Annotated in this window: 14 protein-coding genes; 1 reads left to right on the forward strand and 13 read right to left on the reverse strand. The window is 72.2% G+C overall.

Annotation, left to right across the window (positions count from 1 at the left end; genetic code table 11):
- The first annotated feature begins 300 nt into the window (after positions 1 to 300).
- Positions 301 to 2,403, forward strand: a complete 2,103-nt coding sequence (locus tag IF129_RS03900) for a hypothetical protein (RefSeq protein ID WP_191207953.1) — start codon at positions 301 to 303, stop codon at positions 2,401 to 2,403.
- Positions 2,404 to 2,406: 3 nt separating this feature from the next.
- On the opposite strand, the gene obgE is transcribed toward IF129_RS03900, so the two are convergent.
- From obgE to ndk, 13 genes are all read right to left on the reverse strand, one after another.
- The gene (gene obgE / locus IF129_RS03905; protein WP_191207954.1) at positions 2,407 to 3,849 is read right to left on the reverse strand and encodes a GTPase ObgE; all 1,443 of its coding nucleotides are present in this window, start codon (positions 3,847 to 3,849) and stop codon (positions 2,407 to 2,409) included.
- Between the two features lie 135 nt (positions 3,850 to 3,984).
- Positions 3,985 to 4,242: a 50S ribosomal protein L27 gene (rpmA, locus tag IF129_RS03910; RefSeq protein ID WP_191207955.1), complete on the reverse strand. Its 258-nt coding sequence runs from the start codon at positions 4,240 to 4,242 to the stop codon at positions 3,985 to 3,987.
- 14 nt (positions 4,243 to 4,256) lie between these two features.
- Positions 4,257 to 4,577, reverse strand: a complete 321-nt coding sequence (gene rplU, locus IF129_RS03915; protein ID WP_191207956.1) for a 50S ribosomal protein L21 — start codon at positions 4,575 to 4,577, stop codon at positions 4,257 to 4,259.
- 262 nt (positions 4,578 to 4,839) lie between these two features.
- Complete coding sequence (locus IF129_RS03920) at positions 4,840 to 8,709, reverse strand: ribonuclease E/G (protein WP_191207957.1); 3,870 nt, start codon at positions 8,707 to 8,709, stop codon at positions 4,840 to 4,842.
- 239 nt (positions 8,710 to 8,948) lie between these two features.
- Complete coding sequence (locus tag IF129_RS03925; RefSeq protein ID WP_191208268.1) at positions 8,949 to 9,749, reverse strand: TIGR03936 family radical SAM-associated protein; 801 nt, start codon at positions 9,747 to 9,749, stop codon at positions 8,949 to 8,951.
- Between the two features lie 61 nt (positions 9,750 to 9,810).
- Positions 9,811 to 10,371 (reverse strand): GNAT family N-acetyltransferase, encoded by a 561-nt coding sequence (locus IF129_RS03930; RefSeq protein ID WP_191207958.1) that lies wholly within the window; start codon positions 10,369 to 10,371, stop codon positions 9,811 to 9,813.
- A gap of 5 nt (positions 10,372 to 10,376) precedes the next feature.
- Positions 10,377 to 12,302 carry a TIGR03960 family B12-binding radical SAM protein gene (locus tag IF129_RS03935; protein WP_191207959.1) on the reverse strand — a complete coding sequence of 642 codons (1,926 nt, stop codon included), beginning with the start codon at positions 12,300 to 12,302 and terminating at the stop codon, positions 10,377 to 10,379.
- Positions 12,303 to 12,496: 194 nt separating this feature from the next.
- Entirely contained in the window at positions 12,497 to 13,684 is a 1,188-nt protein-coding gene (rodA, locus tag IF129_RS03940) for a rod shape-determining protein RodA (RefSeq protein ID WP_191207960.1), read from the reverse strand.
- Positions 13,684 to 15,843 (reverse strand): penicillin-binding protein 2, encoded by a 2,160-nt coding sequence (gene mrdA, locus IF129_RS03945; protein ID WP_191207961.1) that lies wholly within the window; start codon positions 15,841 to 15,843, stop codon positions 13,684 to 13,686. Before mrdA ends, rodA begins: the two co-directional genes overlap by 1 nt.
- A gap of 13 nt (positions 15,844 to 15,856) precedes the next feature.
- Positions 15,857 to 16,609: a rod shape-determining protein MreD gene (gene mreD / locus IF129_RS03950; RefSeq protein ID WP_191207962.1), complete on the reverse strand. Its 753-nt coding sequence runs from the start codon at positions 16,607 to 16,609 to the stop codon at positions 15,857 to 15,859.
- A 3-nt stretch (positions 16,610 to 16,612) separates the two neighbouring features.
- Positions 16,613 to 17,701 carry a rod shape-determining protein MreC gene (gene mreC, locus IF129_RS03955; protein ID WP_191207963.1) on the reverse strand — a complete coding sequence of 363 codons (1,089 nt, stop codon included), beginning with the start codon at positions 17,699 to 17,701 and terminating at the stop codon, positions 16,613 to 16,615.
- A gap of 127 nt (positions 17,702 to 17,828) precedes the next feature.
- Entirely contained in the window at positions 17,829 to 18,848 is a 1,020-nt protein-coding gene (locus IF129_RS03960; RefSeq protein WP_191208269.1) for a rod shape-determining protein, read from the reverse strand.
- A 318-nt stretch (positions 18,849 to 19,166) separates the two neighbouring features.
- Positions 19,167 to 19,580: a nucleoside-diphosphate kinase gene (ndk, locus tag IF129_RS03965; protein ID WP_191207964.1), complete on the reverse strand. Its 414-nt coding sequence runs from the start codon at positions 19,578 to 19,580 to the stop codon at positions 19,167 to 19,169.
- Positions 19,581 to 19,675: the final 95 nt, after the last annotated feature.

A 19,675-nucleotide genomic window follows, 5' to 3' on the forward strand; every position in this document is an offset into this window, starting at 1 on the left:
CCGTGCGTTCCTGACATATGCGCACCTGAGCGCGCCGTACGGCGGCAATCTACGTCAGGTCGCACGCGTTCCGCTCGCACGGCCCACGGGGCGGACGACCGGTCGGGTGCCGCCCCCGGCCGGGCGGGCGAGGGGCCGCCGGACGGCGTGAACGCGAGCTGTACGATGGAGGATCAGCCGGTTACGCACGATGACCCTTTTGCCCTGTCCAGGTCGCTGTTCGGTCAGCGGTCCGGACTGCCGTCGTCGGTCGACCGGCTCCTCCACCCTCTGTCGCCCGCCTCTTCAGGAGCCTGCCCCGTGCCATCCGCCGGACTCCTCTCCGCACGCAAGGGGCAGCTGTACGCGCTCCTCGCCCTGCTGGCGCTCTACGCGGCCCAGCTCGCCGGTGCGCTGCTGCCCAACCTGCCGCTGTTCGTCGTCGCCTCGGCGGGCGGGCTGGCGCTCGACCTCGTGGTGCAGCAGCGGCAGCCGAGGCTGCTGGCGGTGCTCGGCCGGGCCCGGTTCGACATCACGGCCCGGCAGCTCGTGCGCGACCTGCTGCTGGTGGTCGGGGTGGCGCGCCTGGCCGAGCCCAGCACCGCCGGCGAGGCGACGGTCGTGGCGGGCCTGCTGCTGGCCTACGCGACGCACTTCTCGTGCCAGCTGGTGGCGCTGCTCGTCCGGCGTGACCGGGCGCTGCCCGTCCTCACCCGCAACGTGGACGCCTCGCAGCTCGGCCTGAGCACCGCTCCCCCGCGCATACTGGCCCGGCAGCCGGGCCGCCGCCTGCTCTCGTTCATGGTGCCCGCCACCACGGGCCTGCTGGTGACGGTGGTGACGGGCGACATGGTGTGGGGCGTGACGGGCCTCGCGGCGACCGTCGTCGCCTTCGCCGCCGGCACGGGCTGGCTGGCCCGGTGGCTGCTGCGCGGGCGGCGCGCACCCGACGAGCGGACGACGCTCGACTGGCTGGACGCGTGGCTGGCCGCCTACCGGCCGACCCACGCCATGTACTTCTCCGGGGGCTCCTCCTCGGCGTACCAGGCGAACATGTGGCTCGGCACGCTGGCCGCCGTCGAGGGGCGTCCCCTGATCGTGCTGCGCGAGCGCTTCATGATGCAGAAGATCGCCGCGACCGACGTCCCGATCGTCTGCCTCCCCAAGGTCGCGCACCTGATGGCGCTGGAGCACTCCCCACTCAAGATCATGATTCATCCGGCGAACTCCGGGAAGACCTCGCAGGTCCTGCGTATCCCCTCCCTCAAGCACACCTTCGTCAACCACGGGGAGAGCGACAAGCTCTCCAGCTGCAACCCGTACGCGAAGGCCTACGACGAGGTGTGGGTCGCCGGACCGGCGGCGCGGGAGCGCTACCAGCTCGCCGACATCGGCGTCGACGACCGGGACGTGGTCGAGGTCGGCCGTCCTCAGCTCGCCCCGATCCGCCCCCTGACCGGGCCGCCCTCCGGGCCGTTCCTGAATGTGCTGTACGCCCCCACCTGGGAGGGCTGGACCGACGACCCGGGCAACACCTCGATCATGCTGGCCGGCGAGCACCTCGTCCGGGCCCTGTTGGCGGACCCGACGGTGCGCCTGGTCTACAAGCCGCACCCCATGACCGGCTCGGTGGACCCGCGGGCGGGCGAGGCCGACGCCCGCATCCGGGCGCTGATCGACGCGGCGAACGCCGCCCGGGCGGCCGAGCCGGGCCGCGACCGGCCGGGGCCGCAGGCGGCCGCCGACCTCGCCCGCCGCACCGCCGAGCTGAACGAGCTGGCCGACGCCGTCTTCCGGCCGGACGCGGACGACGTCGAGCGGATGCTCGTCCAGGCGCTCCCGGAGCCGGGGCGGGCCGAGGCCGTCGGCCGGGCGCAGGAGGCCTGCGAGGCGGCGTTCTGGGCCTCCGTGGCCGAGTGGGAGCACCAGATCGTCGACGGACCGCTGCCGGGCCTCTACTCCTGCTTCAACACGACGGACCTGCTGATCAGCGACGTCTCCAGCGTGGTCTCGGACTACCTGGCCAGCGAGAAGCCCTACGCGGTCGCGAACACCTCGGGGCTGGACGAGGAGGCCTTCCGCGCCGCCTTCCCGACGGTCCGGGCCGCCACGATCCTCACGCCGGACGCCGCCGGGGTGCCCGCGCTCCTGGCCGCCGTCCGCGACCCGGCCCGGGACACCCTCGCCGAGGCGCGTACGGAGCTCAAGCGTCACCTCCTCGGCCCGGACGAACCGCCCTCGCTGGCACGGTTCGACGCCGCCGTGCAGGCCCTGTGCGCCCGGGCCGACGCGCGGCGGGCCCGTCAGCCCGCCGGGGGCGAGGAGTCCCTGCGGGAGGACGCCCTCCGCGAGGAGACCCGCCTGCGCCTGGGCGAGTCCGTCCCCGGCGACGCGGAGGAGTCCGAGGACTCCGTGACGGCCTGACCCTCAGTCGAAGGGGTCGAAGGAGTCGTACTCCTGCCGGCTCTCGTCCCGCTCGGCGTCGCGGTCGCGGCGACGCTGGGCGGCGGGCCGGACGCCGTCCATGCGGTGGTCCTCGCCCCGGCGGCCCAGCATCTCCGCGCCGGCCATGACCGTCGGCTCCCAGTCGAACACGACGGCGTCGTCCTCGGCCCCGATGGCGACGCCGTCCCCTTCCCGGGCACCGGCCTTCAGCAGCTCCTCCTCGACACCGAGGCGGTTCAGCCGGTCGGCGAGGTAGCCGACGGCCTCGTCGTTGTTGAAGTCGGTCTGCCGCACCCAGCGTTCGGGCTTCTCGCCGCGCACCCGGAAGAGGCTCTCCGCCTCGCGGGTGACGGTGAAGCCCGCGTCGTCGACCGCCTTCGGGCGGATGACGATCCGGGTGGCCTCCTGCCGGGGACGCGCGGCCCGGGCCTCCTCGACGATGCCGGCCAGCGCGAACGACAGCTCCTTGAGCCCCTGGCGGCTGAGCGCCGACACCTCGAAGACGCGGTAGCCGCGCGCCTCCAGGTCGGGGCGGACCATGGCGGCGAGCTCCTGGCCGTCGGGGATGTCGACCTTGTTGAGCACGACGAGCCGGGGCCGGTCGGCCAGGCCCCGCCCGTACTGGTTCAGCTCGGCCTCGATGACGTCCAGGTCGGAGAGCGGGTCGCGGTCGGACTCCAGCGTCGCGGTGTCCAGGACGTGCACGAGGACGGCACAGCGCTCGACGTGCCGCAGGAACTCCAGCCCCAGGCCCTTGCCCTCGCTCGCCCCCGGGATCAGCCCCGGCACGTCGGCCACCGTGTAGACGCCGGCCCCGGCCGTGACCACACCGAGGTTCGGCACGAGCGTGGTGAACGGGTAGTCGGCGATCTTCGGCTTGGCGGCCGAGAGCACGGCGATCAGTGAGGACTTGCCCGCCGAGGGGTAGCCGACGAGCGCGACGTCGGCGACCGTCTTCAGCTCCAGCACGATGTCGCGCGCCTCACCGGGCACGCCCAGCAGCGCGAAGCCCGGCGCCTTGCGCCGCGCGGAGGCCAGGGCCGCGTTGCCCAGCCCGCCCCGGCCGCCCTCACCGGCGACGAAGCTCGTGCCCTCGCCGACGAGGTCGGCCAGCACGTTGCCCCGCTTGTCGAGCACCACGGTGCCGTCCGGGACGGGCAGCACCAGGTCCTCGCCGTTCGCGCCCATGCGGTGCCCGCCGGCGCCGGGCTTGCCGTTGGTGGCCTTGCGGTGCGGGCTGTGGTGGTACTCCAGGAGCGTGGTCACACTCTGGTCCACGACGAGGACGACGTCCCCGCCCCGGCCACCGTTGCCGCCGTCCGGACCGCCGAGGGGCTTGAACTTCTCCCGGTGCACGGAGGCGCAGCCGTGGCCTCCGTTACCCGCGGCGACGTGCAGCTCGACGCGGTCCACGAAGGTGGTCATGACGGATGCCTCCCGGCTTGGTCGGTGCTCTTGGGCTTGCTAACACACCGAGGGCGGAGCCGCTTCCCCGCGCGTGCGCGCGGGTGAGGCGGTCCGCCCTCGACGTGAATCCGGTCGTACGTGTGCGCGGTGCCGTTACTCGGCGACCGGCACGATGTTGACGACCTTGCGGCCACGGGCCGTGCCGAACTGCACGGAACCGGCGGCCAGCGCGAACAGCGTGTCGTCGCCGCCACGGCCGACGCCCGCGCCCGGGTGGAAGTGGGTGCCGCGCTGACGGATGAGGATCTCGCCCGCGCTCACGACCTGACCGCCGAAACGCTTCACGCCGAGGCGCTTCGCGTTGGAGTCACGACCGTTCCGCGTGGACGATGCGCCCTTCTTGTGTGCCATCTGTACTCAGTCCCTTACTTCGCCGGGGCGGGGATGCCGGTGATCTTCAGCGCGGTGTGCAGCTGACGGTGACCGATGCGCTTCTTGTAACCGGTCTTGTTCTTGTACTTCTGGATGTCGATCTTGACGCCCTTGTGGTGGTCCACGACCTCGGCCTGGACCTTCACGCCGGCCAGCACCCACGGGTCGCTGGTGACGGCGTCCCCGTCGACCACGAGCACGGTCGAGAGCTCGACGGTGTCGCCGACCTTGCTGCTGGACATACGGTCAACCTCGATGACGTCGCCGACAGCAACCTTCTGCTGACGGCCGCCGGTGCGCACGATCGCGTACACGCGGAACTCTCTCTCGTTCGTCGTCTGGAACCCCTGATGCCAGCCGTCGTCCGCAGGCGTCCGCGAGGACGTCCACGACAACCCGGGAGGGAGCGACGGCCTCTCCCCTCGGCCTGACCGGCCGGGTGGGAGGGAGGTGCTCAGGAGCACTGGCGCGTGTGACACGCCAGCGGTCAAGATTACGGCCCCTGACCAGGCCGGTCAAACCGGCCCCCGGACCACGGGAGCGGGCCGGACGGGTGAACCCGCCCGGCCCGCCACGTCACTCCTCCGTGGGGGCCGACACGGTCGGGCTCGCGGGCTGCTCGGCCGCGGCCGCCCGGGTCGCCGCCGTCTTCGCCGTCGACTTCTTCGCGGCGGCGCGCTTGGCGGTCGTCTTCTTCGCCGCCGTCTTCTTCGCCGGCGCCTTCTTCTCGGCCGCCTTCTTCGCCGTGGCCTTCTTGGCCGCGGTCTTCTTCTCGGCGGTCTTCTTCGCCGTGGCCTTCTTGGCCGGCGCCTTCTTGGCGGCCGTCTTCGCCGGCTCCTCCTCGGCCTCCTCCGCAGGCTCGGTCTCGGCCCCGGAGGCCGCCGGAAGGACGATCGCCTCGGCCGCCTCCCCCTGCGGCGCTCCGGTCGGGGCGGTCACCCGGCGGGTGGCGCGTCGACGCGCAGGGGCCGGGGCGGGCTCGCTCTCGGCAGTGGCGGGAGACGAGGCCGGTTCGGGCTGCGGCTGCGTGGCCGACGCCGCGACCGGCTCGTCACCGGGTGCCGCCGTCGTCCCGGCTGCCGGGATCACGGTCACCGCGGCCTGGGCCGACTCCTCGTCCGCCTTCGGCGCACCGGCGGGCACGGAGACCTTGCGGCTCACCCGACGACGTCCCCGGGGTGCGGGCTCGACTGCGGCCGACGGCGACTCGGCCTCGACGGGCGCCGGCTCGGGCGCGGTGACGGGCTCGGCGGCCGCCGCGACCACGGTCACCGCCGCCTCGGCCGACTCCTCGTCCGCCTTCGGCGCGCCCGCCGGCGCGGACACCTTGCGGCTGCCACGCCGACGCGTGCGAGCGGTCTCCCGCTCGGGCGCTGCGGCCGGCTCGGGCTCGGGCACCGCCTCGGGCGCGGGCTCGACGGCCGGCTCGGAGACGGGCTCCTCCGCGGTGGCGTCCGCACCGGCGGGGACGGCTTCCGCACCGGCCGGGGCGGCGGGCGCCCCGGACTTCCGGCTCACCCGGCGACGGCCCCTGCCCCGGTGCCGGGACGCGGCCTCCTCGGCCTCCGCGATGCTGCTGTACAGGTCCTCGTCGGGCTCGAAGGCCGGCTCGGGCAGCGCCTTGGGTGCCTGCTCGGTGACGGGCTCCAGGTCCTCGGGACGTTCCCGTGCCGCGGGCTCGGTCTCGGACTCGGGCCGGACCGGCGCGACGGGCTCGGCCTGCGACGCCTCCGGCTGGCCGCCGCCCTTGCCCTTCTTCTTGCGCTTGCCGCCGCCCCCGGCGGGAGCGTGTGCCTGCTCCATGTGCACGAGGAGACCGCGCCCGTTGCAGTGCACACACGGCTCGGAGAAGGATTCCAGCAGGCCCTGTCCGACCCGCTTGCGGGTCATCTGCACCAGACCGAGCGAGGTGACCTCGGCGACCTGGTGCTTGGTGCGGTCCCGGCCCAGGCACTCCAGGAGCCGCCGCAGGACGAGGTCCCGGTTGGACTCCAGCACCATGTCGATGAAGTCGATCACGATGATGCCGCCCAGGTCGCGCAGCCGCAGCTGGCGCACGATCTCCTCGGCCGCCTCCAGGTTGTTCCTGGTGACCGTCTCCTCCAGGTTGCCGCCCTGGCCGGTGAACTTCCCGGTGTTCACGTCGACGACGATCATCGCCTCGGTGCGGTCGATCACCAGCGAGCCGCCGCTGGGCAACCAGACCTTGCGGTCCAGCGCCTTCATCAGCTGCTCGTCGATGCGGTACGTCGCGAACACGTCGACCTCGGAGGTCCACCGCTGCAGGCGCTCGGAGAGGTCGGGCGCCACGTGGGTGACGTAGCTGTGAATCGTCTCCCAGGCCTCGTCACCGCTGACGACGACCTTGGTGAAGTCCTCGTTGAAGATGTCCCGCACCACACGCACGGTCATGTCCGGCTCGCCGTAGAGCAGGGTGGGTGCGTTGCCCTTCTGGGCCCGCTTCTGGATGTCCTCCCACTGGGCCTGGAGCCGCTTGACGTCGCGGGCCAGCTCGTCCTCGCTGGCTCCCTCTGCGGCGGTGCGCACGATGACGCCGGCGTCGTCCGGGACGACCTTCTTCAGGATCTGCTTCAGCCGGGAGCGCTCGGTGTCGGGCAGCTTGCGGCTGATGCCGGTCATCGAGCCCTCGGGCACGTAGACCAGGTACCGGCCGGGCAGGGAGACCTGGCTGGTCAGCCGGGCGCCCTTGTGACCGATCGGGTCCTTGGTGACCTGCACCAGGACCGACTGGCCCGACTTCAACGCCGTCTCGATCCGGCGCGGACCGCCCGAGACGCCCAGCGCCTCGAAGTTGACCTCACCGGCGTAGAGCACGGCGTTGCGGCCCTTGCCGATGTCGACGAAGGCGGCCTCCATCGACGGCAGCACGTTCTGGACCTTGCCCAGGTAGACGTTGCCGACGTAGGAGGTGGCCTGCTCCTTGTTCACGAAGTGCTCGACGAGGACGTCGTCCTCCAGCACCGCGATCTGCGTGCGCTCGCCGCTCTGCCGGACGATCATCTCCCGCTTGACGGCCTCGCGGCGGGCCAGGAACTCGGCCTCGGTGATGATCGGCACCCGACGGCGGCCCTGCTCGCGGCCCTCCCGGCGGCGCTGCTTCTTGGCCTCCAGCCGGGTCGAACCCTTGATCGCCTGGACGCCGTCGCCCTCGTCCGCCTTCTTCTTGCGCGGCTCGCGGACCTTGACGACGGTGCGCTCCGGGTCGTCCCCGGACGACTCGGCGGCGGCCGGAGCCTCGTCCCCACCGCGCCGACGGCGGCGGCGCCGCCGACGGGAGCTGCTGGTGGAGGCGGACGTGCCGCCCTCGTCGTCTCCCCCGTCGGACTCCTCCGCGCTGTCGTCCCGGCCCTCGCCCGCGGCGTCGGCACCGGCGCCCCGCGCGGACCCGGAGCCGTCGTCCTCGAAGGAGTGGTCGGCCGTGTCGCCGTCGCCGTCGCCGGCCTCACCCCGGCGACGCCGGCGGCCGCCCCGGCGGCGGCGGCGCGCCGGGCGCTCCCCCGCCTCGTCGGTGTCCTCGCGGGAGCCGTCCCCGCTCCCGTCGGCCGTGTCCTCGGAATCCTCGGTGTCGTCGGACTCCTCGGCGGCCGAGACGTTCCCGGCGTCCTGGGCCTTCCCCGACTCCGGGCGCTCCGCACTCCCGGCGGCGTCGGCGCGGCGACGGCGTCGGCGCGTCGGGCGCTCGTCGGCAGCGGGCTGCTCGTCCTCGGTCTCGTCCTCGTCCTCGGCCTGTGCCGCCGCCGCGGAGGCGGCGACGCTCTGCGGCGTCTGGAAGGTGGGCTCGGTGAACACCGGCGGCTGGAAGACGGCGGTGGGCGGAAGGGCCGGCTTGGTGCGACGCCCGCGACCCACCGCCTCGGAGGCCGACGCCGGGGCGTCGTCACGCTCGTCCGCGGCGTCGGCCCTGCGCGCCCGTCGTGCGGGCTTCTCCGGCTTCTCTTCGGAGGCCTGCTCGGGCTCGCGCTGCGGGGCGGGCTCACTCTTCGCGGAGGGCTCGCCCTTCGCGGCGGGTGCCCGCTTCCTCCGCCGCCCGGAGCTCTCCGGCTCCGCGGGCGGCGTGGCGGCGGCGGTCTCGGTGGCGGGCTCCTCCCCGGCCTCGGCCGGGGCGTCGGACGCCGGGGCGCCCGAGGACTCGGCGGCGGCCGGGGCGGTGCTCTTGCGCGTGGCCCGGCGCCGGGCGCGCGGAGGCTTGACCTCCGCGGTCGGCTCGGGGGCCGAGGACCGCGCCTCGGGCTGCTCGGTGGTCGCGGCGGGGGCCTCGACCGGTCCGGCGGCCTCCTCGGGGGCGCTCTCCCGGGCCTCGGGGGCGGGGGCGGGCGGACCGGCGGGCCGTGTCGCGGCCCTGCGTCGCCTGCGCGAGGGGAGGTTGTCGCTCGGCGTGGTGTTCTCCGGGCGCTCCGCCGGAGCGGATTCTGTCGGTTCGAGCATGCGCGGGTGTCTCCCGTCACGCTCCCGGATGCCACGCCTGCGCTCGCCGCGGATACGCGGCATCGGGACGGTGTCGCGGTCCGGGGCGCGGGCGCCGCACGGGAGCTGTTGTCTCACTCGCCGGTTCCTGGCCATCCGGCCCGGCTACGGCGAAAGTCTGTCGGTGTGTGCGCCGGCCTTCCGGCGGTACCCGGGTGGCTCCCTGGTGCCTGGCACGTCGGCGGCGTCGCGACGCCGCCCTACGCGGTGGGCCCGGGCGCCGTCGCGACGCTTGTAGCGTCGCGGTCGGGCGCCAACGGATCGGCCACCGTGCCGCTCTCCTCGTCGAGCGGCCCCTGCGCCAGCCTGGTCACCGCAGCGGGGACCGGCGGCGCCAGGCCGGCCGCTGCGCGGAGACCGGACAGGACGTCGTCGGGTCGTACAGCAGGTGTCAGGTGCCGTACCACCAGGCGCAGTATCGCACAGGGAGTGGTGTCCGGCCTATCGGGCGCCTCTCCCCCGGGCGTCCGGACGACCTCCAGCGAGGCCACCGCCGCACGGGCGTCGAAGGTGCGCAACCCCTTTTTCGTCTCCCGCTGCACCTCGACGCTCGGCGCGTCGAGGAACGCCCGGACGGCCGACTCGGCCTCGGCGGGCTCGACCCTCTCCAGCCGCAGCTCCCATCGGGAGGCCGTCAGGCGGTCGGCGAAACCGGAGGTGTGGGCCTCGACCGCGTCGAGCACGTCGAGACCGGGCGGCAGGGACGCGTCGAGCAGCGCGCGCAGCGCCTGCGGCTCGCGCCGGTCGGCCAGGGCGATCTCCAGGTACTCCGCCTCGCTCGCCGTCCCGGTGGGGGCGGCGTTGGCGTAGGAGACCTTGGGGTGGGGTGTGAAACCGGCCGAGTAGGCCATCGGCACCTCGGCGCGCCGCAGCGCGCGCTCGAAGGCGCGCTGGAAGTCTCGGTGGCTGGTGAACCTCAGGCGGCCACGCTTCGTGTAGCGCAGTCGGACGCGCTGTACGGCCGGTGCGGGCGGCGGGCCTTCGGGCTGTCGCTTCCCCAGGGGTCCTTCTCCTTGCTGAACGCGCCGCCCGGAGGGGGCGCTGGGTCGATCGGGTGCAAGCCTAGTCCGGCGGCCGGGGTCGCGACGTCGTCGGCACCCAGTAGCGGAGCTTCTCGGCCCGGCGGTCCTCGAAGACGCCGCCGCAGCGCTCGATGACCCTGCGGGAGGCCACGTTGTCGTGGTCACAGGTGATCAGGACCGGGTCGATGCCCAACTCCGCCGCGTGGGGCAGCGCGGCCCGCAGCATCGCGGTGGCGTGCCCCCGGCGCCGGGCCGAGGGACGGACGTCGTAGCCGATGTGGCCGCCCCACTCCAGCAGCCGCTGGTTGAGGGCGTGCCGCAGGGCGAGCCGTCCGAGGTAGACCTCGCCGTCGACCCACCACCACGTCGTGGAGGGGACGTGGCCGGGCGGGCGCGGCGTCGTCTCCAGGGCCTCCGCGCGGACGCCCGCCACGTACTGGGCGAAGCCCTCCGGGCCGCCCCACCGAGCCGCGTACAGCCGGATGTCCCGGCCGATCATGGAGGCGTCGTCCGCGCCGCCGCGACCCTCCTCGCGCAGCTCGTCCATGGCGGCGAGGAAGGAGGCGTGCACCCGCTCGGTGGGCGGGACGAGTTCGGGCACGGCCGCTACTTCACCACGGTCAGCGGCAGCAGCTTCTTGCCGGTCGGGCCGATCTGGATGGAGGTGTCCATCTGGGGGCAGACGCCGCAGTCGAAGCAGGGCGTCCAGCGGCAGTCCTCGACCTCGGTCTCGTCGAGGGCGTCCTGCCAGTCCTCCCACAGCCAGTCCTTGTCGAGGCCGCTGTCGAGGTGGTCCCAGGGCAGCACCTCCTCGTAGGCGCGCTCGCGGGTCGTGTACCAGTCGACGTCGACGCCGTGGCCGGGCAGGGTCTTCGCGGCGCACTCCATCCACAGGTCGTAGCTGAAGTACTCACGCCAGCCGTCGAAACGTCCCCCGGCCTCGTAGACCGCGCGGATGACGTCGCCGACCCGGCGGTCGCCGCGCGACAGCAGCCCCTCGACGATGCCGGGCTTGCCGTCGTGGTAGCGGAAGCCGATGGACCGGCCGTACCTCTTGTCGGCGCGGATCGCGTCCCGCAGCTTGCCCAGCCGCGTGTCGGTCTCCTCGGCGGAGAGCTGGGGCGCCCACTGGAAGGGCGTGTGGGGCTTGGGCACGAACCCGCCGATGGACACGGTGCAGCGGATGTCGTTCGACCGGGAGACCTCGCGGCCCTTGGCGATGACCTTCGTCGCCATGTCCGCGATCTGGAGGACGTCCTCGTCGGTCTCGGTGGGGAGGCCGCACATGAAGTAGAGCTTCACCTGGCGCCAGCCGTTGCCGTAGGCGGTGGCGACCGTGCGGATCAGGTCCTCCTCGGAGACCATCTTGTTGATGACCTTGCGGATGCGCTCGCTGCCGCCCTCGGGAGCGAAGGTGAGTCCGGAGCGGCGTCCGTTGCGGGTCAGTTCGTTGGCCAGGTCGATGTTGAAGGCGTCGACGCGGGTGGAGGGCAGGGACAGGCCGATCTTGTCCTCCTCGTACCGGTCGGCCAGGCCCTTCGCGACGTCGCCGATCTCGCTGTGGTCGGCGGAGCTGAGGGAGAGGAGACCGACCTCCTCGAAGCCGGTGTTCTTCAGACCCTTGTCGACCATCTCGCCGATGCCGGTGATCGAACGCTCCCGAACCGGCCGGGTGATCATGCCGGCCTGGCAGAACCGGCAGCCCCGGGTACAGCCCCGGAAGATCTCGACGGACATCCGCTCGTGCACGGTCTCGGCGAGCGGGACCAGCGGCTGCTTGGGGTAGGGCCACTCGTCGAGGTCCATGACGGTGTGCTTGGAGACCCGCCACGGCACGCCCGAGCGGTTCGGCACGACGCGGGAGATCCGGCCGTCGGCCAGGTACTCCACGTCGTAGAAGCGCGGCACGTAGACGCCACCGGTCCGCGCGAGGCGTGTCAGCACCTCGTCGCGGCCACCCGGACGCCCCTCGGCCTTCCAGGCCCGGACGATCTCGGTCATCTCCAGGACGGCCTGCTCGCCGTCGCCGATGACGGCGCAGTCCACGAAGTCGGCGATGGGCTCGGGGTTGAACGCGGCGTGGCCGCCGGCCACCACGATCGGGTGGTCGACGGTGCGCTCGGCGGCGTCCAGGGGGATGCCCGCGAGGTCGAGGGCGGTGAGGAGGTTCGTGTACCCGAGCTCGGTGGAGAAGGAGACGCCGAAGAGGTCGAAGGCGCCGACCGGACGGTGGGCGTCGACGGTGAACTGCGGCACGCCGTGCTCCCGCATCAGCGCCTCCAGGTCCGGCCAGACGCTGTAGGTCCGCTCGGCCAGGACGCGCTCGCGCTCGTTCAGCACCTCGTAGAGGATCATGACGCCCTGGTTGGGCAGCCCGACCTCGTAGGCGTCCGGATACATCAGCGCCCAGCGGACGTCGGCCTCGTCCCACTCCTTGACCGTGGAGTTCAGTTCGCCGCCGACGTACTGGATCGGCTTCTGGACGTGCGGGAGGAGGGCCTCCAGGCGCGGGAAGACCGACTCGACAGGCATGGGTGGTGTCCTCGGGTACGGGGGCTGTGCTGATACGGACCGTGCTGGCGGGCCACCGGGCGTCGTGGAGCCGGGGCCCCGCCGGAGCGGCGCGGGCCACGGCACGGCGCCGCGGTGATCCTCCAGCGTAACCCGTCCGACGGGACCACCCGTCCCGCACCCGTCGAGCCCCCGCCGCGCGTGCGGGGTGCGGCTCAGGCCGACAGCGGGCGCTGTATGCGGACGGACTGGAGCATGCCGATCGCGATCCAGACGGCGAACATCGACGAACCGCCGTAGGAGACGAACGGCAGGGGCAGTCCCGCGACCGGCATGATGCCCAGCGACATGCCGATGTTCTCGAAGGACTGGAAGGCGAACCAGGCCACGATGCCGGCCGCGATGATCGTGCTGTAGAGGTCGGTCGCCTCGCGCGCGATGCGGCACGCCCGCCACAGCAGGACGGCGAGCAGCAGCAGGATGAGCGAGCCGCCCACGAAGCCGAGCTCCTCACCGGCCACGGTGAAGATGAAGTCCGTCTGCTGCTCGGGCACGAACTGGCCGGTCGTCTGCGAGCCCTCGAACAGGCCGGTGCCGAAGAGGCCGCCGGAACCGATGGCGATGCGGGCCTGGTTCGTGTTGTAGCCGACGCCCGACGGGTCGAGGGCCGGGTTGGCGAAGGCCGCGAAGCGGTTGAGCTGGTACTCGTCGAGCAGTCCGAACAGCCACACCGCGACGGCACCGGCGGCTCCGGTGACGATCAGGCCGAACACCCAGCGGTTCGCGGCGCCCGAGGCCAGCAGCACGCCCAGGATGATCACCACGCACACCATGACCTGCCCGAGGTCGCCGACGACGGCGACGGGAAGGGCGGCCAGCGCCAGCGCCTGGACGACGGTGCGGTGGTCGGGATGCTCCCGGTCACCCGCGTCGACCTTCGCCGACAGCAGCACCGCCATCCCCAGGATGATGGTGACCTTGATGAACTCCGAGGGCTGGATCTGCAGGCCCGGGGCGAGGTTCAGCCAGGCGCGCTCGCCGTTGATCGTGGCGCCGAGCGGGGTGTAGACGAGACCGATCAGGACGAGGGCGAGCGTGTAGAGGACCGGCATGAGCGAGCGGAGCCGCTGATGCCCTATCCAGACGACGCCGATGGCCAGGGCGACACCGATGGCCGTGTTGACCACGTGCTTGTAGAGGAACTGCTGCGGGTCGCCGCCGGTCAGCTCGGTGCGGTTGCGGGTGGCGGACCAGACGAGCAGCGCGCCGACGGCGCACAGCAGCAGCGGCACGAGCATCAGCGGCCAGTCGAGCCGCCGGGCCAGCGAGCCGCGGGCGGTCACGCGGGACCACAGGCTCTTGGGCGGTCCGACGGCGCTGGTGTCGAAGGAGTGGACGCTCATCAGCTGAACTCCGCCTCACGCCAGAACTTCACCAGCTTGGGGTCGGTGCGCTCCGCCTGCACCGTGCCGGTCGGGCTGATCCTCGGCAGGTCCTTCTCGGGCTTCGGCAGCAGGGCCTTCTTCCGGTCGATGGAGCCGTCCTCCTCGACGCCGTAGATCGCGTCGTAGAGGTTGCGGACGGCCGGACCGGAGGCGCCGGAGCCGGTGCCGGCCTGGGAGATCGTCATGACGATCGTGTAGTCGTCGGTGTACGTGGCCAGCCAGGACGTCGTCTGCTTGCCGTAGACCTGGGCGGTGCCGGTCTTGGCGTGGATCGGGATCTCGTCGTGCGGCCAGGTGGTGAAGCGCCAGGAGGCCGTACCCCGGGTGGCGACGTCCTGGAGCGCCTGGTCGATCTGGGAGACCGTCTTCTTGGAGGCGGGCAGCTTGCCGTGCGCCGTGGGCTCGATCGTCTCGACCTCGCGGCCGTCGGGGCTGATGATCGCCTTGCCGACGGTCGGGTCGTACAGGGTCCCGCCGTTGCTGATGGCCGCGTAGCCGGTGGCCATCTGGATCGGGGTGACGAGGATGTCGCCCTGGCCGATGGCGTAGATGATGCTGTCGCCGGCCCGCAGCTGCATGCCCGTCTCGCAGTTCTCGCGGGCGAGCTTGGCGACGTAGTCCTTCTGCTCGTCACCGGTCTTCTTGGCGGCCTTGGCCTGCTTGCACCAGCTGTCCTTGTTCGCCTCCCAGTAGTCCTGCTTCCACTGGCGGTCGGGGATGCGGCCGGTGACCTCGTTCGGCAGGTCGATGCCGGTCTTCTTGCTGAGACCGAAGTCCTTGGCCGCCTTGTACAGGTGCTCGTCGGCCTCGCCGGGCTTCACCTTGGAGCCACCGTCCTTGCGCCACTCGGTGTGCCCGAGCCGGTAGAAGACGGTGTTGCAGGAGACCTCCAGGGCCTTGCCGAGGGTGATGGGCCCGTGGCCGGTGGACTCGAAGTTGGCGAAGCTGTGGCTGCCGAGGCTGTAGGAGCTGCTGCAGGAGTAGGTGTCGTCGAAGGGGTAGCCCGCGTTGACGGCCCCCATCGAGGAGACGACCTTGAAGATCGAGCCGGGGGCCGCCTGGCCCTGGATGGCGCGGTTGAGCAGGGGGTAGTTGGAGTTCTCCCCGGTGAGCTCGGCGTACTGCTCGGCGTCGATGCCCCCCACCCAGGCGTTCGGGTCGTAGTCGGGCTGGGAGGCCATGGCCACGATCCGGCCCGTCTTGGACTCCATGACGACGACGGCGCCGGAGTCCGCCTCGTAGGGCCGACCCGTGATCGAGTCGGTCTCCTTGCGGGCCGTCTCCATCGCCTGGTTCAGCTGGTACTCCGCGACGGCCTGCACCCGGGAGTCGATGCTGGTCACGACGGAGGATCCGGCCACCGGCTCGTCGCTGTCGGCCATGCCGAGGACGCGGCCGAGCTTGTCCACCTCGTAGCGCAGGACGCCCGCGTCGCCGCGCAGCTGGGTGTCGTAGGAGCGTTCGAGGCCGGAGCGGCCGACCTGGTCGGAGCGCAGGAGCGGCGAATCGGTGTCCTTGGCCTTCTGCACCTCCTCGTCGGTGACCGGCGAGAGGTAGCCGAGCACCTGGGCGGTGTTGGCCTTGTAGGGCGCGGGGTAGCGGCGGACGGCGGCGGGCTCGGCGGTGATGCCGGGAAAGTCCTCACCCCGCTCGCGGATGGTGAGGGCCTGCTGGGTGGTGGCCTCGTCCGTGATGGGGATGGGCTGGTAGGGGGAGCCGTTCCAGCAGGGCTGGGGCGTCTCGTTGTTGCACAGCCGCACCTTGTGGGCGACCTCTTCCCCGGTCATCCCCAGAACCTCGGCGACGCGGCCGAGGACGGCCTCCCCGTCGTCGCGCATCTTCATCAGCTCGGTGCGGCTGGCGGAGACGACCAGCCGGGTCTCGGTGTCGGCGAGCGGGACGCCGCGTGCGTCGTAGAGGGTGCCGCGCGGGGCGGGCTGCACGACCTGCTGGACGTGGTTGCCCGCCGCCTCCTCCTGGTACTCGTCGCCGTTGCGGATCTGGAGAAACCACAGCCGGCCGCCGAGCGTGAGGATCAGCGAGAAGACGAGGATCTGGATGGCGATCAGGCGGATGGTGACGCGCGACGTGCGCCCGGTCTCCGGAATGTTGCTCATGAGGCCCTCCCCGTCACAGCCGCTTGACTCCCTTGATGCGTCCCGCGCGGGTGCGCGGCGAGCGGCCCAGCAGCCCGCGTCCGCCGCTCCCGCCGCCGGCCCAGGCCCAGCCGCCCCGGCCCGGGCGACGCCCGAGACCGGCGCGCTTGCCGAACCGTCCGCCGCCCACCGTGCCGCGGGACAGCGCGCCCGCCCCGGCGGCGAGCGGCCCGTAGCCGCTCTCCCCCGCCGTGCCCGTGCCACCGGCGGTCTCGCCGAGGGGGTCGGGATCCGCGCGACGGGCCAGGGCCATGACGAGCGGCACGGTGAACGGGGCGAGCAGCAGGTCGTACAGCGTCGCGGTGAACAGCAGTCCCCCCAGGCCCACGTGGCGTGCCGCGCCGTCGCCGACGAGCGCTCCCACACCCGCGTAGAGCAGGGTGGAGGCGAGGGCGGCGCCCGCGACGACGAGCATGGGCAGGGTGGCGCTGCGGTGCCGGCCGCTCTCCGGCTTCGTCAGCCCGGCGACGTACCCGACGACGCAGAGCACGAGGGCGTAGCGGCCGACGGCGTGGTCGGCGGGAGGTGCGAGATCGGCCAGGAGTCCGGCGGTGAAGCCGATGAGTGCGCCGCTGGTGTGCCCGTAGACGAGGGCCAGACCGAGCACCGTCAGGAGCAGCAGGTCGGGTGTGGCCCCGGGAAGCTGGAGCCGGGCGAGCACGGTGACCTGGAGGACCAGGGCCACGACGAGCAGCGTCGCCGACAGCAGCATGCGGTTGAAGCGCATCGGCTACTCCACTCCCTCGTCGATCCCGGCCGCTCCGGCCACTTCCTCGGTGTCCCGGCCGACGGCGTCCGGATCGGCCGGGACGTCCGGCTCGGTCTCCTGAGGGCCCTGCGGGTCCAGTTCGTCCTGGCCGCCCTGGCCCTCCAGACCGTCCTGCCCCTCGGCGCCCTCCTCCAGGGGTTCGCCGTCCGGTCCCACGGTCACCGTGACGGTGGGGGTCGGCTCGGCCTTCGGCGGATCGGGGAGCACGGTGTCGCGGGGGTTCTCACGGGGCGGTTCGACGACGACACCGACGATGTCGAGACGGCTGAAGCCGACGTAGGGCTCGACCCGGATGGTGCGGGTGAGGCCGCCGGTGGTCGGGGGTACCTCGACGACCTTGCCGACGGGGACGCCGGGCACGAAGGGCCGGTCACCGCTGGAGCCGAAGGTGACCATGCGGTCGCCCTTCTTGACGTCGGCCTTGCTGTTCAGCAGTTGCACCGTGAGCCAGCTGTCGCCGCGTCCGGTGGCGAAGCCGAGCTCGTCGTTGCCCTCCAGCCGGGTACCGACGGTGAAGTCGGGGTCGGTGGCCAGCAGCACGGTCGACGTCGTGGGGCCGACGGTGGTGACGCGGCCGACGAGCCCGTCGCCGTTGAGCACGGTCATGTCGGTGGTGATCCCGTCGCGCTCGCCGACGTCCAGGGTGATGGTCCAGGAGAAGCCCTGGGCGGCTCCGATGGCGATGACCTGCGCGCCCTTGACGCCGTACTGCCCGGCGGCCGCCGTCCGCAGGAGCTTGTCCAGCTGGGCGGCGCGGGAGTCCCGGCGTTCGTCGGAGCCGAGCTGCGTCTTGAGCTCGGCGTTCTCGCGTTCCAGGGCGGCCAGCCGGTCGTGCCGGTCGCCGGACTCGCGGACGGCCGTTATGGCGTTGCCCACCGGGTCGACGGCGCCGGCGACGGCGTTCTCCACCGGCCCGAAGACGGACGCGGCGCCTTCCCGGGCACTGTCGAGCGGCGAGCTCTCACCACTCCTCATGTCCACCGTGATCAGTGCGAACGCGATGGCTACGAGGAGGATGAGCAGAAGCCGGCTTTCTCGGGAGTCCCTCACGTGCGACTGCCGTGCCTTCCCCTTGTCGGAACCGTGTCTGCCTTAAGGACCTTCGGTGCGATCCGGTGCGCTGTCCACCGGTATGACCCGGACGGGCGTACGGTCACCCGCCGTCCGGTCTCCACGGTCACCTGCGCGGCTGCGAGTCCAGGACCTGCTGGAGCGCCTCGAACTCCTCGACGCACTTCCCGGAGCCGAGCGCCACCGAGTCCAGCGGGTCCTCGGCGATGTGGATGGGCATGCCCGTCTCCTGCCGCAGGCGCTCGTCGAGGCCGCGCAGCAGGGCGCCGCCTCCGGTGAGGACGATGCCGCGGTCCATCACGTCGCCCGACAGCTCGGGCGGGCACTTGTCGAGCGTCGTCTTGACCGCGTCGACGATGGAGTTGACCGGTTCCTCGATGGCCTTGCGCACCTCGGCGGCCGAGATGACGACCGTCTTGGGCAGGCCGCTGACCAGGTCCCGGCCGCGGATCTCGGTGTGCTCGTCCTGTTCGAGGTCGTAGGCGGACCCGATGGTGATCTTGATGGACTCCGCGCTCCGCTCGCCGAGGAGGAGGCTGTACTCCTTCTTCACGTGCTGGATGATCGCGTTGTCCAGTTCGTCGCCCGCGACCCGGATCGACTGGGCGGTGACGATGCCGCCGAGGGAGATGACGGCGACCTCCGTGGTGCCACCGCCGATGTCGACGACCATGTTGCCCGTCGCCTCGTGCACCGGAAGGCCCGATCCGATCGCGGCGGCCATCGGCTCCTCGATGATGTGCACCTGCCGTGCGCCCGCCTGGGTGGACGCCTCGATGACCGCGCGGCGCTCGACCCCGGTGATGCCGGAGGGCACGCAGATGACGACGCGGGGGCGGGCGAGGTAGCGGCGCCGGTGCACCTTCAGGATGAAGTAGCGCAGCATCCGCTCGGTGATCTCGAAGTCGGCGATGACGCCGTCCTTCAGCGGGCGGACCGCCACGATGTTCCCCGGGGTGCGGCCGATCATCTTCTTCGCCTCGGCACCCACGGCGAGAATCCCGCCGGTGTTGGTGTTGATAGCGACGACGGACGGCTCGTTGAGGACAATTCCGCGCCCTCTGACGTACACCAGCGTATTCGCGGTCCCGAGGTCGATCGCCATGTCACGGCCGATGAACGACATGTTGTTCGCCATGAGGATACGTCTGGCCTTCCAGCAGGAGCGAAGTGGATGAGCAGGCAAGAGGGCAGGAAGCGCTGCGGATCGCGGAGGGTCTTCCGGAGGCCTCCATCGTAGTCGCGATGATTCGAACTACGAGGATCGGGTTCCCCCGCCATTGTGGTGCAGGCGACGACCGGACCTACCCCTGGTGACGTCGCGTCCGGGTGATTCGTTCCCGCCGCGGGCGACGAATATGCACGAGGCGGCCGGTCGGACCCGGCCGCCTCCGCGCGGCGTGAGGTGGCGGTGTCTCAACTGACGCACCGCCAGAAAAGGGATTCAGGCACCCCGGGGGAAGAAGATCTTCATCTCACGTTCGGCGGATTCGGCGGAATCCGAGGCGTGAATGAGGTTTTCCCGGACAATTGTTCCGAAATCCCCTCGAATGGAGCCCGGGGCGGCCTGGATCGGGTCCGTGGGACCGGCCAGCGCCCGCACGCCCTCGATGACGCGCTCGCCCTCGACGACCATCACCGCCGACGGGCCCGACGTCATGAACTCCAGCAACGGCGCGTAGAACGGCCGTCCTTCGTGCTCCGCGTAGTGCTGCTCCAGCGTGGCCCGGTCCAGCGTGCGCAGCTCCAGCGCGGTGATCGTCCAGCCCGCCTTGGCTTCGAGGCGGCCGATGATCTCGCCCATCAGGCCGCGCCGGACCGCATCGGGCTTGAGAAGGACGAGGGTGCGCTGGCTCATGGGCCGCTCCTTGCTTTCGTCGGGCCCGTTCGGGGGCGTCACGGGCACGGGGGGACGCGCTGAGGCTACACAACGAACGCGGTCGGACGCCCGCG

The sequence above is a fragment of the Streptomyces chumphonensis genome (assembly GCF_014779715.1).
Taxonomy (GTDB): Bacteria; Actinomycetota; Actinomycetes; order Streptomycetales; family Streptomycetaceae; genus Streptomyces; species Streptomyces chumphonensis.